Source organism: Pseudomonas sp. GW823-FHT03E05, assembly GCF_058796855.1.
Map to the genome: position 1 here is coordinate 96,843 of NZ_JBXAJB010000002.1, position 14,966 is coordinate 111,808.

The 14,966-nt window shown below is 62.2% G+C and carries 14 protein-coding genes; all 14 read right to left on the bottom strand.

Features of this window, described 5'->3' with window-relative positions:
* Positions 1-46 precede the first annotated feature (46 nt).
* Positions 47-835: a ParA family protein gene (locus AC1RCO_RS08110; RefSeq protein ID WP_011060009.1), complete on the bottom strand. Its 789-nt coding sequence runs from the start codon at positions 833-835 to the stop codon at positions 47-49.
* Between the two features lie 50 nt (positions 836-885).
* Entirely contained in the window at positions 886-1,770 is an 885-nt protein-coding gene (gene motD / locus AC1RCO_RS08115) for a flagellar motor protein MotD (protein ID WP_072451670.1), read from the bottom strand.
* 2 nt (positions 1,771-1,772) lie between these two features.
* Entirely contained in the window at positions 1,773-2,513 is a 741-nt protein-coding gene (locus AC1RCO_RS08120) for a flagellar motor protein (RefSeq protein ID WP_011060007.1), read from the bottom strand.
* A complete protein-coding gene (locus tag AC1RCO_RS08125; protein ID WP_011060006.1) occupies positions 2,513-3,634 on the bottom strand; it encodes a protein-glutamate methylesterase/protein-glutamine glutaminase in 1,122 nt (373 codons plus the stop codon). The genes AC1RCO_RS08120 and AC1RCO_RS08125 overlap by 1 nt, the downstream gene beginning before the upstream one ends.
* 47 nt (positions 3,635-3,681) lie before the next feature.
* The gene (locus AC1RCO_RS08130; protein ID WP_492617623.1) at positions 3,682-5,973 is read right to left on the bottom strand and encodes a chemotaxis protein CheA; all 2,292 of its coding nucleotides are present in this window, start codon (positions 5,971-5,973) and stop codon (positions 3,682-3,684) included.
* Positions 5,974-5,985: 12 nt separating this feature from the next.
* Positions 5,986-6,774, bottom strand: a complete 789-nt coding sequence (locus AC1RCO_RS08135; protein WP_047284566.1) for a protein phosphatase CheZ — start codon at positions 6,772-6,774, stop codon at positions 5,986-5,988.
* A gap of 30 nt (positions 6,775-6,804) precedes the next feature.
* Positions 6,805-7,176 carry a chemotaxis response regulator CheY gene (locus AC1RCO_RS08140; protein WP_003183998.1) on the bottom strand — a complete coding sequence of 124 codons (372 nt, stop codon included), beginning with the start codon at positions 7,174-7,176 and terminating at the stop codon, positions 6,805-6,807.
* Between the two features lie 165 nt (positions 7,177-7,341).
* Positions 7,342-8,082: an RNA polymerase sigma factor FliA gene (fliA, locus tag AC1RCO_RS08145; RefSeq protein ID WP_011060003.1), complete on the bottom strand. Its 741-nt coding sequence runs from the start codon at positions 8,080-8,082 to the stop codon at positions 7,342-7,344.
* Complete coding sequence (gene fleN / locus AC1RCO_RS08150) at positions 8,079-8,909, bottom strand: flagellar synthesis regulator FleN (protein WP_011060002.1); 831 nt, start codon at positions 8,907-8,909, stop codon at positions 8,079-8,081. The genes fliA and fleN overlap by 4 nt, the downstream gene beginning before the upstream one ends.
* A 118-nt stretch (positions 8,910-9,027) precedes the next feature.
* Entirely contained in the window at positions 9,028-10,350 is a 1,323-nt protein-coding gene (flhF, locus tag AC1RCO_RS08155; RefSeq protein ID WP_011060001.1) for a flagellar biosynthesis GTPase FlhF, read from the bottom strand.
* An 11-nt stretch (positions 10,351-10,361) separates the two neighbouring features.
* Positions 10,362-12,491, bottom strand: a complete 2,130-nt coding sequence (gene flhA / locus AC1RCO_RS08160) for a flagellar biosynthesis protein FlhA (RefSeq protein WP_065363384.1) — start codon at positions 12,489-12,491, stop codon at positions 10,362-10,364.
* Between the two features lie 215 nt (positions 12,492-12,706).
* Complete coding sequence (gene flhB, locus AC1RCO_RS08165; RefSeq protein ID WP_065363383.1) at positions 12,707-13,882, bottom strand: flagellar biosynthesis protein FlhB; 1,176 nt, start codon at positions 13,880-13,882, stop codon at positions 12,707-12,709.
* A 3-nt stretch (positions 13,883-13,885) separates the two neighbouring features.
* Positions 13,886-14,668: a flagellar biosynthetic protein FliR gene (gene fliR, locus AC1RCO_RS08170; protein WP_011059989.1), complete on the bottom strand. Its 783-nt coding sequence runs from the start codon at positions 14,666-14,668 to the stop codon at positions 13,886-13,888.
* A 4-nt stretch (positions 14,669-14,672) separates the two neighbouring features.
* On the bottom strand, positions 14,673-14,942 hold the full coding sequence (gene fliQ / locus AC1RCO_RS08175; RefSeq protein ID WP_011059988.1) for a flagellar biosynthesis protein FliQ: 270 nt from the start codon (positions 14,940-14,942) through the stop codon (positions 14,673-14,675).
* Positions 14,943-14,966 lie beyond the last annotated feature (24 nt).

Genomic DNA, 14,966 nt, shown 5'->3' on the forward strand with positions numbered 1-14,966 from the left:
AGGGGTTATCGGCCGGGCGGCGTGGCGACTTGAATAACGCTTCACGTCAAGCCACCTGCGCCACGAGCTGCTGGGCCAGCAAGTGCTTGAGCAAGGCCTTGTAGGCCAGTACGCCGCGGCTCTTGCCATCGAATTGCGAAGGGGTGACCCCGGCCCGGCTGGCGTCGCGCAGGCGGGTATCCACCGGAATGTAGCCTTGCCAGATCTCCTCGGGAAACTTGTCCCGCAGTACCCGCAGGGTGCCCAGGGAGGCCTGGGTACGGCGGTCGAACAGGGTCGGCACGATAGTGAACGGCAAGGGTTGCTTGCGCGAGCGATTGACCATGGCCAGGGTATTGACCATGCGCTCCAGGCCCTTGACCGCCAGGTGCTCGGTCTGCACCGGGATCACCAACTGCTGGCTGGCCGCCAGTGCGTTGACCATCAGCACCCCGAGCAACGGGGGGCTGTCGATCACCGCATAGTCGAAATCCTGCCACAGCTGCGCCAGGCTCTTGGCGATCACCAGGCCCAGGCCGCTCTGCCCCGGCGACTGGCGCTCCAGGGTGGCCAGCGCGGTGCTGGACGGCAACAGCGAAATACGCTCGTGGCTGGTGCCCAGCAACAACTGGCCCGGCAGGTCCTGGGGCACATTGCCCTTGTGCAGGAACAGGTCGTAGCTGCTGTGCTCCAGGCTGTCCGGGTCATAGCCGAAGTAGCTGGTCATGGAGCCGTGGGGGTCGAGATCGACCACGACCACACGCTTGCCCGCCTCGGCCAGCAAGCCGGCTAAAGCGATGGAACTGGTGGTTTTACCGACACCACCCTTTTGATTGGCAACTGCCCAGACTCTCATTCGGTTGGTTCCTCCCGCCCGGCCACAGCGGGGCGAGACATAGCGCTAAGTTATAAAGCAGGTGACGGAGAATTGACGGCGCTTCCCTGTACCGGCGTTTTGACCGGGGTTGGTGCAGTTTGTGTGCCAGCACGCTTGAGTGCCGCATCCGGTGTTGCATGGGCGGTGCCGGTACCGGTCAGGCTGCGGCGCACATCCAGGTTGCGCGACACCACCAGCACCACCCGGCGATTGCGCGCCCGGCCTTCGGCGGTGGCGTTGTTGGCCACTGGCTGGAACTCACCGTAGCCCACCGAGGCCATGCGCGCCGGGTTCACCCCCTGCATCGCCAGCATGCGCACGATGCTCGCAGAACGGGCCGAGGACAGCTCCCAGTTGGTCGGGTACTGCGCGGTCTGGATCGGCAGGTTGTCGGTGAAGCCCTCGACATGGATCGGGTTGTCGAAGGGTTTGAGGATCTTCGCCACCTTGTCGATGATGGTGAACGCCTGGTCGCTGGGCATGGCATCGCCACTGCCGAACAGCAGGCTGGAGTTGAGTTCGATCTCCACCCACAGTTCATTGCCGCGCACGGTCATCTGGTTGGAGCTGATCAGGTCGCCAAAGGCTGCGCTGATGTCATCGGCGATGCTTTTCAGCGGGTCGCTGGCCCCGGCGATGCCGGCGTCGGTCTGGTCGCTGTCCTTGACCAGGGGCTTGGCCGGGGTCACGGTCTTGGGACGCTCGTCGCCGATGGGAATCGGCTTGAGGCTACGATCGGAGTCGGTGAAGACCCCGATCAAGGCTTCGGAAATGACCTTGTACTTGCCCTCGTTGATCGAGGAAATCGAGTACATGACCACGAAAAACGCGAACAGCAAGGTAATGAAGTCGGCGTAGGAAACCAACCAGCGCTCATGGTTGACGTGTTCTTCATGCTGGCGACGACGGGCCATAATCAGTCCATGAAGCCTTGCAGCTTCAGCTCGATGGAGCGGGGGTTTTCGCCTTCGGCGATCGACAGGATGCCTTCGAGGAGCATTTCCCGGTAACGCGACTGGCGCAAGGCAACGGATTTCAGCTTGGCGGCGATCGGCAGCAGCACCAGGTTGGCACTGGCCACCCCATAGATAGTGGCGACGAAGGCCACGGCGATGCCGCTACCCAGCTGGGATGGATCGGCCAGGTTGCCCATCACGTGGATCAGGCCCATTACCGCGCCGATGATGCCGATGGTCGGCGCATAGCCGCCCATGCTCTCGAACACCTTGGCGGCCTCGATATCACGACTTTCCTGGGTATAGAAATCCACTTCGAGAATGCTGCGGATGGCTTCGGGTTCGGCACCGTCCACCAGCAACTGCAAGCCCTTGCGCGCATAACTGTCAGGCTCGGCATCCGCCACGCCTTCCAGGCCCAGCAGGCCCTCCTTGCGCGCGGTGAGGCTCCAGTTGACCACCCGGTCGATGCCGCCCGGCAGATCGACCCGGGGCGGGAACAGGATCCAGGCAAGGATCTGCATGGCCCGTTTGAAGGCGCTCAGCGGCGACTGCAGCAGTGCCGCACCGATGGTCCCGCCGAGCACGATCAGTGCCGCCGGACCGTTGGCCAGGGCCGACAGGTGCCCCCCCTCCAGGTAGTTGCCACCGATGATGGCGACAAACGCCATGATGATCCCGATAAGGCTGAGCACATCCATCAGAGACAGGCCTCGACCAGGTGCCGGCCGATGTCGTCCAGGCTGTACACCGCATCCGCCAGGTTGGCCTTGACGATGGCCATGGGCATGCCATAGATCACACAGCTGGCCTCGTCCTGGGCCCATACCGCACTGCCGCCCTGCTTGAGCAGACGCGCGCCTTCGCGACCGTCGGCGCCCATGCCGGTGAGCACCACCGCCAGAACTTTGTCGCTGTAGGACTTGGCCGCAGAGCCGAAGGTGATATCCACGCACGGCTTGTAGTTCAAGCGCTCATCGCCCGGGAGAATCTTCACCGCACCACGACCGTCGACCATCATCTGCTTGCCGCCAGGCGCCAGCAGCGCCAGGCCCGGACGCAGGATGTCGCCATCCTCGGCTTCCTTGACACTGATGCGGCAGAGCTTGTCCAGACGCTCGGCAAAGGCTTTGGTGAAGGCCGCCGGCATATGCTGGATCAAGACGATGGGGGCCGGGAAGTTGGCCGGCAGCTGGGTCAGGACCCGCTGCAGCGCCACCGGGCCGCCTGTGGACGTACCAATGGCCACCAGCTTGTAGGCCTTGCGCTTGGGTGCCGGCGAATTCGCACTGGCCGCCGGCGCCGCTGCGCGGGCCGGAGCCGGTGCGGGAGCTGGCGAGCGCGAACTGGCGAAGCTCGAAGGAGCAGGTGCCGGCGCACTCGCCGGCTGCGGCGCCGGAGCACTGTAGCTGCTGAAGCGCCGATTGCTGCGCGAGATACTGTGGACCTTCTCGCACAGCAACTGCTTGACCTTCTCGGGATTGCGCGAGATGTCCTCGAAGTTCTTCGGCAGAAAGTCCACCGCCCCGGCATCCAGCGCATCGAGGGTCACTCGGGCGCCTTCGTGGGTCAGGGAGGAGAACATCAGGACCGGCGTCGGGCAGCGCTGCATGATGTGCCGCACTGCGGTGATGCCATCCATCATCGGCATCTCGTAGTCCATGGTGATCACGTCCGGCTTGAGCGCCAGGGCCTGATCGATCGCCTCTTTACCATTGGTCGCCGTGCCGACGACCTGGATATTCGAATCCGCTGAAAGAATTTCCGAGACGCGGCGGCGGAAAAAACCCGAATCGTCCACCACCAGGACTTTGACTGCCATAAACACTCCGTTAGGTGGGGCGAGGCCAACCGCCCCTCCCCGCCGAATCAAATACGCCGTGCGGCGTAACGCTTGAGCATGCTCGGAACATCGAGGATCAGAGCAATGCGGCCGTCACCGGTAATGGTGGCGCCGGACATGCCCGGGGTTCCCTGAAGCATTTTGCCCAAGGGCTTGATGACCACTTCTTCCTGGCCCACCAGTTGATCGACGACGAAGCCGATCCGCTGGGTACCCACCGAAAGGATCACTACGTGGCCCTCGCGCTGCTCTTCATGAGCGGCGGAACTGACCAGCCAGCGTTTGAGGTAGAACAGGGGCAACGCCTTGTCGCGCACGATCACCACTTCCTGGCCGTCCACCACGTTGGTGCGCGACAGGTCGAGGTGGAAGATCTCGTTGACGTTGACCAGCGGGAAAGCGAATGCCTGGTTGCCGAGCATGACCATCAGGGTCGGCATGATCGCCAGGGTCAATGGCACCTTGATGACGATCTTCGAGCCCTGGCCCTTGGTCGAATAGATGTTGATCGAACCATTGAGCTGGGAAATCTTGGTCTTCACCACGTCCATGCCCACACCGCGACCGGACACATCGGAAATCTCGGTCTTGGTGGAGAAGCCCGGGGCAAAGATCAGGTTGTAGCACTCGGTATCGCTCAGGCGGTCGGCGGCGTCCTTGTCCATCACGCCGCGCTTGACGGCGATGGCGCGCAACACGTTCGGGTCCATGCCCTTGCCGTCATCGGAGATCGACAGCAGGATGTGGTCGCCTTCCTGTTCCGCCGCCAGTACCACCTTGCCGCCACGGGACTTGCCCGAGGCTTCGCGCTCTTCCGGCGATTCGATGCCGTGGTCCACCGCGTTGCGCACCAAGTGCACCAGCGGGTCGGCCAGGGCCTCTACCAGGTTCTTGTCGAGGTCGGTTTCTTCCCCCACCAGTTCCAGGTTGATCTCTTTCTTGAGCTGTCGGGCCAGGTCGCGAACCAGGCGCGGGAAGCGCCCGAAGACCTTCTTGATCGGCTGCATGCGGGTCTTCATCACCGCGGTCTGCAGGTCGGCAGTCACCACGTCGAGGTTCGACACGGCCTTGGACATGGCTTCGTCGCCGCTGTTGAGGCCCAGGCGCACCAGGCGGTTACGCACCAGCACCAGCTCGCCCACCATGTTCATGATTTCGTCCAGGCGCGCGGTATCGACACGCACCGTGGTTTCCGCTTCGCTGGCAGGCTTTTCCGCCGGCGGGGCCGCAGCGGCGGCGCGAGCCGGGGCCGGGGCCGGGGCCGCAGCAGGAGCAGCGGCAGCTTTCGGCGCCTCGGCCTTGGGCTCGGGCTTCTTCGCCGCCGGCTTGACGACGGCAGCGGTGGCCGCCGCAGCCGGAGCCGCAGTGGCCGCGGCTGGCTTGGCCGCACCCGGGGTTTCGGAGAATTTGCCCTTGCCGTGCAACTCATCCAGCAGGGATTCGAATTCGTGATCGGTGATCAGGTCGCTGCCGGCTGCGGCTGCGCTTGGTGCGGCTGCGGCAGGAGCGGCAGGCGCCGCCGCCACGGCCGAATCCAGGGCCTCCACGGCGAAGTTGCCCTTGCCATGCAACTGGTCCAGCAATGCTTCGAATTCATCGTCGGTGATCTCATCACCTGCGCCAGCCGCACCACTGGTGGCACTGGCCGCGGCCGGTGCCACGGCATCCGGGGCGAACTGGCCCTTGCCGTGCAACTGATCGAGCAGGGATTCGAACTCGGCGTCGGTGATTTCATCGCTGGCCGGCTCGCCCTGGGCCGCAGGTGCGGCGGCAGGCGCTGCTTCGGCTTCGGCCTTGGCGGCATTCAGCGAGTCGAGCAACAGCTCGAATTCGTTATCGGTGATGTCCCCTGCCGGGCTTTCTTCAGCCACAGGCTCGGCAACCGGCTCAACCACCTCTTCCACAGCAGGTGCTGCAGGCTCGGCACCGGCAGGTTCGGCCAGGCGCGCCAGGGCCGCCAGCAACTCCGGTGTGGCAGCGGTGATTTCGGTGCGCTCACGGACCTGGCTGAACATGCCGTTCACCGCGTCCAGAGCTTCAAGCACCACGTCCATCAGTTCCGAGTCGACTCGCCGCTCACCCTTGCGCAGGATGTCGAAGACGTTCTCGGCGATGTGGCAGCACTCCACCAGCTCATTGAGCTGGAGGAAGCCGGCGCCCCCTTTAACAGTGTGAAAACCGCGAAAAATTGCATTGAGCAAATCCGCATCATCCGGCCGGCTTTCCAGCTCGACCAGTTGTTCGGACAGTTGCTCTAGAATCTCGCCGGCCTCAACCAGGAAATCCTGAAGGATCTCTTCATCGGCGCCGAAGCTCATTAATGGGTGCTCCTAGAATCCAAGGCTGGAAAGCAAATCGTCTACATCGTCCTGACCGGACATAACGTCTTCCCGTTTATCGGCATGAATCTGCGGACCTTCACCCTTGGCGAGATGTTTTTGCGGATCTTTTTCAGCGAGGATCGATTCACGGTCATGTTCGATACCGGCGAAACGATCGACCTGGCTGGCCATCAAGACGAGTTTGAGCAGATTGCTTTCGACTTCCGTGACCAACTGGGTCACACGCTTGATCACCTGACCGGTCAGGTCCTGGTAATCCTGCGCCAGCAGAATGTCGTTGAGGTGGCCGGAAACGGTACGGGTTTCCTGTTCGCTGCGCGTCAGGAAACTGTCGACCCGGCGCGCCAGCTCGCGAAACTCTTCAGCGCCGACCTCGCGCCGCATGAAGCGCCCCCAGTCTGCGCTCAAGGCCTGGGCTTCAGTGCTCAGGCCGTTGACCAGCGGGGTGCTGCTCTCCACCAGGTCCATGGTGCGGTTGGCTGCGGCTTCCGTCAGCCGGACCACATAGGACAGGCGCTCAGTGGCATCCGTGATCTGTGAAACTTCCTCGGCTTGTGGCATGTGCGGGTCAATCTGGAAATTGACGATCGCGCTATGCAGCTCGCGGGTGAGCTTGCCCACTTCCTGGTACAGGCCGCGGTCACGGGTCTGATTGAGCTCATGGATCAATTGCACCGCTTCGCCGAACTTGCCCTTTTCAAGGCTCTCGACCAGTTCCAGCGCATGTTTTTTCAGGGTCGACTCAAAGTCGCCCAGTGAAGATTCGTTATGCTCCATAGCTCCCCCGTGGCGGAATGGCTACGCGTCTCAACCGATGCGTTCGAAGATTTTTTCGATCTTCTCTTTCAACGCCTGAGCCGTGAATGGTTTGACGACATAGCCGTTTACGCCGGCCTGGGCAGCTTCGATGATCTGCTCGCGCTTGGCTTCAGCAGTCACCATCAATACCGGCAGGTGCTTGAGTTTTTCATCGGCGCGCACGTGGCGCAGCAGGTCGATACCGGTCATGCCCGGCATGTTCCAGTCCGTTACCAGAAAGTCGATGCTCCCGCTGTTGAGTACCGGAATGGCGGTAGTGCCATCGTCGGCCTCGACCGTGTTGGTGAATCCCAGATCACGCAACAGGTTCTTAATGATCCGCCGCATCGTTGAAAAGTCATCAACGATGAGGATTTTCATGTTCTTGTCCAATTCGACCTCCAAGCAGTCTTAAACGCATCCAGCACCTGAACGCGCCATTCAATCAATCCGGCATAACACACAACGACTGCATGGAGCACATACTGCAAGACCGGTGCAGCGCTTGCTTCACCGGTCCTGAACGCAGTGTCCCCACACTGCCTGTCAGCGCGCTCGCCACTCCCCCAAACGCCCCCGCAAACGGGCTGCGCACTGGCTGTGTAACTGGCTGACCCGCGATTCGCTGACCCCCAGGACCTCACCGATTTCCTTGAGGTTCAGCTCTTCGTCGTAGTACAGCGCCAACACCAGTCGCTCGCGCTCCGGCAAATTGGCAATCGCATCCGCCAACGCGGCCTGGAAGCGTTCATCCTCCAGGTCCCGTGACGGCTCGAGATGAGCACTGGCGCCATCCTCATGCAGCCCTTCATGCTCGCCGTCCTGCAACAGGTCGTCGAAACTGAACAGGCGGCTGCCCAAGGTGTCGTTCAAAATCCCGTAATAATCGTCGAGACTCAATTGAAGTTCGGCCGCAACTTCATGATCTTTAGCGTCACGACCGGTTTTAGCTTCAATTGCGCGAATCGCATCACTGACCATGCGCGTATTACGGTGCACCGAACGCGGTGCCCAGTCGCCTTTACGAACCTCGTCGAGCATCGCCCCACGGATACGGATACCCGCGTAGGTTTCGAAACTCGCCCCCTTGCTCGCGTCGTATTTGGTCGACACTTCGAGCAAACCGATCATCCCGGCCTGAATCAGGTCTTCTACCTGAACACTGGCCGGCAACCGCGCCAGCAGGTGATAGGCAATACGCTTGACCAGAGGCGCGTAGCGCTCGATCAATTCGTACTGGCTGTCACGCGCCGACTTCTTGTAGAGGTTGTAGCCACTGGCAGTCATAGCACCGGTCCCGCTGTTTGATGCACTAGCCGCTCGACAAAAAACTCCAGATGCCCGCGTGGGTTCGCCGGCAACGGCCAGGTATCGACTTTTTGCGCGATGGCCTTGAACGCCAATGCACACTTCGAACGAGGAAAGGCTTCATAGACCGCACGCTGCTTTTGCACGGCCTTGCGTACGCTTTCGTCGTAGGGAACTGCGCCGACGTATTGTAAGGCCACGTCCAGGAAGCGATCCGTGACCTTGGTCAATTTTGCAAACAGGTTGCGACCTTCCTGAGGGCTCTGAGCCATGTTGGCCAGGACCCGGAAACGGTTCATGCCGTAGTCGCGGTTGAGCAGCTTGATCAGCGCGTAGGCGTCCGTGATCGAGGTCGGCTCGTCGCACACCACCAGCAGTACTTCCTGGGCCGCGCGGACAAAGCTGACTACCGAGTCACCAATACCCGCAGCGGTGTCGATCACCAGCACATCGAGATTGTCGCCGATATCGCTGAAGGCCTGGATCAGGCCAGCGTGCTGCGCAGGGCTCAGGTGCACCATGCTCTGGGTGCCCGAGGCGGCCGGTACGATGCGGATGCCTCCAGGGCCCTGGAGCAGCACATCGCGCAGTTCGCAACGGCCCTCGATGACGTCGGCCAGGGTATGTTTGGGAGTCAGGCCCAGCAGGACATCGACATTGGCCAGTCCCAGGTCGGCATCCAGCAGCAAGACCCGCCGGCCGAGCTCAGCCAGAGCCAGGGACAAGTTCACTGACACATTAGTCTTGCCGACGCCACCTTTGCCGCCGGTCACCGCAATCACCTGTACGGGATGCATGCTGCCCATGTTCTTTCTTTACCTTGTCTTACTTAGACGGGGCCACATAACTGGCTGCGCGTTCACCATTGGAACAATGCATGGCAGACCATCGATGTAGATACACTGCAATCTATTCATGATTACCTCAGCCAACCCGTTTGGACGGGCTGTGGTAAAGGTCAGCGAACATGTCGGCCATGGCTTCCTCGCTGGGTTCTTCCTGCATCTGTACGCTTACCGCGCGACTCACCAGCTGATGCCGGCGAGGCAGGTGCAGATCGTCAGGAATCCGCGGACCATCAGTGAGATAGGCAACCGGCAGTTCATGACTGATGGCCAGGCTCAGCACTTCGCCAAGACTGGCTGTTTCATCAAGTTTAGTCAGGATGCAACCGGCCAGGCCGCAGCGTTTGTAGCTGTGGTAGGCGGCGGTCAGCACCTGTTTCTGGCTGGTGGTAGCCAGTACCAGATAGTTCTTCGCACGAATGCCACGACCGGCCAGGCTCTCCAGTTGCATGCGCAACGCCGGATCGCTGGCCTGCAGGCCGGCGGTATCGATCAGCACCACGCGCTTGCGCAGCAGCGGATCCAGTGCCTGGGCCAGGGACTGGCCCGGGTCCACATGGGTCACCGACACATTGAGGATGCGCCCCAGGGTCTTGAGCTGCTCCTGGGCGCCGATGCGGTAGCTGTCCATGCTCACCAGGGCAATGTTCTGCGCCCCGTACTTGAGCACGTAGCGCGCCGCCAGCTTGGCCAGGGTGGTGGTCTTGCCCATGCCGGCCGGGCCGACCATGGCGATCACGCCGCCCTCTTCCAGAGGCTCGACTTCCGGGGTCTGGATCATTCGCGCCAGGTGCGCCAGCAACATGCGCCAGGCCTGACGGGGTTCGTTGATTTCGGTAATCAGTGCCAGCAGGTCGCGGGCCAGCGGGCCCGACAGGCCGATGCGCTGCAGGCGACGCCAGAGGTTGGCCTGCTCCGGACGGCTGCCCTGCAACTGGCTCCAGGCCAGGGAGCCGAGCTGCACTTCCAGCAGTTCGCGCAGACCGTTGAGCTCGAAACGCATCGAGTCCAGCGCCCGCGTATCGGCAGGTGGCGCTGCAGGAGCCGGCGCCGGGCGCGGACGCTCGGTCAGGGTCGGCTCGATCAGGGGCTCGGCCGCGGTCAACGGCAGGCCGGCGAACAGCTGGCGATTGGTGATCGAGGCACTGTCGCCCTCGCCCCGCAGGCTCAGTTCGGCCTGGGCGGTGACAATCCGCGACTGGGTCTTGCGCAGCTCGTCCTCGAGTTCCATGTTCGGAACCCGTGGCGACAAGGCCGACAACTTGTAATCCAGCGCAGCCGTCAGCTCGACACCGCCGGCGATCCGCCGGTTGCCGATGATGGCGGCTTCAGCGCCCAACTCATCACGAACCAGTTTCATGGCCTGACGCATATCGGCGGCGAAAAAACGCTTAACTTGCATAACCCACTACCTCAGCCGTTGGGCCCTACTGTCGCAACGATGGTCACTTGCTTGTTGTCCGGAATTTCCTGGTACGCCAGCACATGCAAACCCGGGACGGCGAGACGGCCGAACCGCGAGAGCATGGCGCGGACCGGCCCCGCTACCAACAGAATCACCGGTTGACCTTGCATCTCTTGACGCTGCGCCGCATCGATCAGCGAACGCTGCAGCTTCTCTGCCATGCTTGGCTCCAGCAGAACGCCTTCTTCCTGGCCTTGTCCTGCCTTCTGCAGACTGCTGAGCAAAATTTGTTCCAACCTTGGCTCCAAGGTGATCACAGGCAGCTCAGACTCAGTGCCTACAATGCTTTGGACGATGGCACGAGACAATCCGACGCGTACCGCGGCAACCAAAGCGGCAGTATCTTGACTCTTGGCGGCATTGTTGGCGATGGCTTCAGCAATGCTGCGGATGTCGCGTACCGGCACCTGCTCGGCCAGCAGCGCTTGCAGGACCTTGAGCAACTGCGACAGCGACAGCACGCCCGGCACCAATTCCTCGGCCAGCTTCGGCGAACTCTTGGACAACACTTGCAGCAACTGCTGGACCTCTTCGTGGCCGATCAGTTCGCTGGAGTGCTTGTACAGAATCTGGTTCAAGTGGGTGGCGACCACGGTACTGGCGTCCACCACGGTGTAGCCCAGGGACTGCGCCTGCGGCCGCTGGCTGATTTCGATCCACACCGCTTCCAGACCAAAGGCCGGGTCCCGAGCGGAGATGCCGTTGAGCGTGCCATAGACCTGCCCCGGGTTGATCGCCAGCTCGCGATCCGGATAGATCTCCGCTTCGGCCAGGATCACCCCCATCAGGGTCAGGCGGTAGGCGCTCGGCGCCAGGTCCAGGTTGTCGCGGATATGCACCGTGGGCATGAGAAAGCCCAGGTCCTGGGAGAGCTTCTTGCGTACCCCCTTGATCCGCGCCAGCAATTGCCCGCCCTGGTTGCGATCCACCAGGGGAATCAGGCGGTAACCGACTTCCAGGCCGATCATGTCGATCGGCGTCACGTCGTCCCAACCCAACTCCTTGGTTTCCAGGGCACGGGCCGGGGAAGGCAGCAGGTCCTGTTGACGCTGGACCTCTTCCAGAGCCTTGACCTTGACCTGGTTCTGCTTTTTCCAGACCAGATAAGCGGCGCCACCGGCCACGGCCGCCAGGCTGAGGAAGGAGACGTGCGGCATGCCCGGCACCAGCCCCATCACGGCCATCAGGCCGGCTGCCACCGCCAGCGCCTTGGGCGAAGCGAACATCTGCCGGTTGATCTGCTTGCCCATGTCTTCGGAACCCGAAGCCCGGGTCACCATGATCGCCGCCGCAGTGGACAGCAACAGTGATGGCAATTGCGCCACCAAACCGTCACCGATGGTCAGCAAGGCGTATACCCGGCCCGCATCGCCAAAGCTCATGTTGTGCTGGAAGATACCGACGGCCATGCCGCCGATCAGGTTGATGAACAGGATCAGCAAACCGGCGATGGCGTCACCGCGCACGAATTTGCTGGCACCGTCCATGGAACCGTAGAACTCGGCCTCCTGGGCCACTTCGAGACGGCGCAGCTTGGCCTGGTTCTGGTCGATCAGGCCGGCGTTCAAGTCAGCATCGATGGCCATCTGCTTGCCGGGCATGGCGTCCAGGGTGAAGCGCGCGCTCACCTCGGAAATACGGCCGGCACCCTTGGTCACCACCACGAAGTTGATGATCATGAGGATCGCAAAGACCACGATACCGACCACGTAGTTGCCGCCGATCACCACCTCACCGAAGGCCTGGATCACCTTACCGGCAGCGGCGTGGCCCTCCTGGCCATGGAGCATCACCACCCGGGTCGAAGCCACGTTGAGCGCCAGGCGCAGCAGCGTGGCCACCAGCAGAATGGTGGGGAACACGGCAAAGTCCAGCGGCCGCAGGGCGTACACGCACACCAGCAGAACCACGATCGACAAAGCGATGTTGAACGTGAAGAACACGTCCAGCAGGAACGCCGGGACCGGCAACATCATCATGGCCAGCATGACCAACAGCAGCACCGGCACACCCAGATTGCCTCGACCGAGGTCAGCCAGGTTGCTGCGAGCCGTGTTGATTAACTGAGAGCGATCCACCGATTTACCCCGTTCCGTAAAGCAAACTTTTGACGCCTGAAGCGGCACGGGGCTGCTACTGCAAGAAACCTTCCAACTTTGCCCTGACCCCGGAAGCAGAGGGACGCAGCCTCTATCAGCCGCATCGGCAAGCCTGGGCATGCACAAGCAAAAAAATAATGGCGATAAGCCACTTTTCTGGCGAGGAGTGTTTTTTAGCGCCGCTATGGCCAGGCTTATACCGGCGTGACGGGCCCGGGTGGGGCCTGCTTGCCAGAAGTATCGCGCTGCAGATCCGGCGGAATCGGCAGATCCTTGAGCGGATCCGGGCGCTTGCCCTTGCCCGCGCGGTGCTGGCGGATCTGATAGACGTAGGCCAGTACCTGGGCCACCGCCAGGTAAAGCCCGGCAGGAATCTCTTCCTCAAGCTCGGTGGAATAGAAGATCGAACGCGCCAGGGCCGGCGACTCCAGCAGCATGACTTCGTGGGCCACGGCGATCTCGCGAATCTGCAAGGCCAGGAAGTCGCTGCCCTTGGCCAGCAGCACCGGCGCCCCGCCCTTCTCGGCATCGTATTTGAGCGCCACGGCGTAGTGGGTCGGGTTGGTGATGACCACATCGGCCTCCGGGATCGCCGCCATCATCCGCCGCTGGGACATCTCGCGCTGCAACTGGCGAATCCGCTGCTTGACCTCGGGCCGCCCCTCCTGGTCCTTGTGCTCGTCGCGCACTTCCTGCTTGGTCATCAGCAACTTCTTGTGGGCCTGGTACAGCTGCACCGGCACATCCACTGCAGCAATCAGGATCAGCCCGCAGGCCATCCACAAGGTGCTCCAGCCCACCACCTGGATGCTGTGGATGATCGCCTTCTCCAGGGGCTCATGGGCGATACGCAAGAGGTCGTCGATATCTGCCGAGAGCACCGAGAGCGCCACGAACAGCACCAGGGCAAACTTGGCCAGGGCCTTGAGCAGCTCGATCAACGCCGTGGGGGAAAACATCCGCTTGAGGCCGTTGGCCGGGTTCATCCGGCTGAACTTGGGCGCCAGGCTCTTGCCGGCGAACAACCAGCCGCCCAGGGAAATAGGGCCGATGACCGCCGCCAGCAGCAGGGTCAGCAGTACCGGCTGCACTGCCAGGATGGCGATCTTGCCCGAATGCAGCAGGTACAGGCCCATAGCCCCGGGGCTGAGCAGCACTTCACGGGGCAGGGAGAAATTCAGGCGCATGATTTCCAGCAGATCCAGGGCCAGGCCACCACCATAGACCAGCAGACCACCCGCCCCCGCCAGCATGATGGCCAGGGTATTGAGCTCCTTGGAGCGGGCAATCTCGCCCTTTTCCCGGGAGTCCTTTTTGCGTTTCTCCGTGGGCTCTTCTGTCTTGTCCTGACCGCTCTCGCTCTCTGCCATGGCTCAGCGTGCCCTCGCCAGTTCGCGCAAGAACTGCAGGGCCTCGGAGGCCAGCGGTTGATACTGATTGAGAATGTCAGCCAGGCTGATCCAGACGATGCCCATGCCCAGCACCAGGGTCAGGGGAAAGCCGATGGAGAAGATGTTCAATTGCGGCGCCGCGCGAGTCATGACGCCAAAGGCGATGTTCACCACCAGCAGCGCGGTGATCGCCGGCAATACCAGCAGCAGCGCCGCCCCCAGCACCCAACCGAGCTTGCCTGCCAGCTCCCAGTAATGGTTGACCATCAGGCCGCCACCCACCGGCAGGGTGGTAAAGCTCTCGGTAAGTACCTCGAACACCACCAAGTGGCCGTTCATGGCCAGGAACAACAGGGTCACCAGCATGGTGAAGAACTGCCCGATCACCGCCACCGACACACCGTTGGTGGGGTCGACCATGGAAGCGAACCCCATGCCCATCTGGATCGCCACGATCTGTCCGGCAACCACGAAAGCCTGGAAGAACAGCTGCAGGGAAAACCCCAGTACCGCGCCGATCAGGATCTGTTCGGCGACCAGCAACAGGCCGCTGAGATCCAGGGCGTGCACTTCGGGCATGGGCGGCAGCCCCGGCGCTATCACCACGGTGATCGCCAGGGCAAAGTACAAGCGTACCCGCCGCGGCACCAGGGTGGTCCCGAAGACCGGCATCACCATCAGCAGCGAGGTGACCCGGAACAGCGGCAACATGAAGCTCGCCACCCAGGTACTGATCTGGGTGTCGGTCAACGCCAGCAGGGACATGGGCTCAGCCGATCAACTGCGGAATACTGCCGTACAACTGACGGATGTATTCCATGAAGGTTTGCACCAGCCAGGGCCCGGCGACAATCAGGGTCACCAGCATCACCAGCAGGCGCGGCAGGAAGCTCAGGGTCTGTTCGTTGATCTGGGTGGCAGCCTGGAACATGGCCACCATCAGGCCCACCAACAAGCTGGGCACCACCAGCACCGCCACCATCATGGTGGTCAGCCAGAGCGCTTCGCGAAACAGGTCTACCGCGACTTCCGGAGTCATTGTCGATCACCCGCAAACAAGGTT

What these genes read in the sequence shown, in the direction of transcription:
- AC1RCO_RS08110 (WP_011060009.1), bottom strand. Translation starts at nt 835, where the DNA reads ATGAGAGTCTGGGCAGTTGCCAATCAAAAGGGTGGTGTCGGTAAAACC.
- motD (WP_072451670.1), bottom strand. Translation starts at nt 1,770, where the DNA reads ATGGCCCGTCGTCGCCAGCATGAAGAACACGTCAACCATGAGCGCTGG.
- AC1RCO_RS08120 (WP_011060007.1), bottom strand. Translation starts at nt 2,513, where the DNA reads ATGGATGTGCTCAGCCTTATCGGGATCATCATGGCGTTTGTCGCCATC.
- AC1RCO_RS08125 (WP_011060006.1), bottom strand. Translation starts at nt 3,634, where the DNA reads ATGGCAGTCAAAGTCCTGGTGGTGGACGATTCGGGTTTTTTCCGCCGC.
- AC1RCO_RS08130 (WP_492617623.1), bottom strand. Translation starts at nt 5,973, where the DNA reads ATGAGCTTCGGCGCCGATGAAGAGATCCTTCAGGATTTCCTGGTTGAG.
- AC1RCO_RS08135 (WP_047284566.1), bottom strand. Translation starts at nt 6,774, where the DNA reads ATGGAGCATAACGAATCTTCACTGGGCGACTTTGAGTCGACCCTGAAA.
- AC1RCO_RS08140 (WP_003183998.1), bottom strand. Translation starts at nt 7,176, where the DNA reads ATGAAAATCCTCATCGTTGATGACTTTTCAACGATGCGGCGGATCATT.
- fliA (WP_011060003.1), bottom strand. Translation starts at nt 8,082, where the DNA reads ATGACTGCCAGTGGCTACAACCTCTACAAGAAGTCGGCGCGTGACAGC.
- fleN (WP_011060002.1), bottom strand. Translation starts at nt 8,909, where the DNA reads ATGGGCAGCATGCATCCCGTACAGGTGATTGCGGTGACCGGCGGCAAA.
- flhF (WP_011060001.1), bottom strand. Translation starts at nt 10,350, where the DNA reads ATGCAAGTTAAGCGTTTTTTCGCCGCCGATATGCGTCAGGCCATGAAA.
- flhB (WP_065363383.1), bottom strand. Translation starts at nt 13,882, where the DNA reads ATGGCAGAGAGCGAGAGCGGTCAGGACAAGACAGAAGAGCCCACGGAG.
- fliR (WP_011059989.1), bottom strand. Translation starts at nt 14,668, where the DNA reads ATGTCCCTGCTGGCGTTGACCGACACCCAGATCAGTACCTGGGTGGCG.
- fliQ (WP_011059988.1), bottom strand. Translation starts at nt 14,942, where the DNA reads ATGACTCCGGAAGTCGCGGTAGACCTGTTTCGCGAAGCGCTCTGGCTG.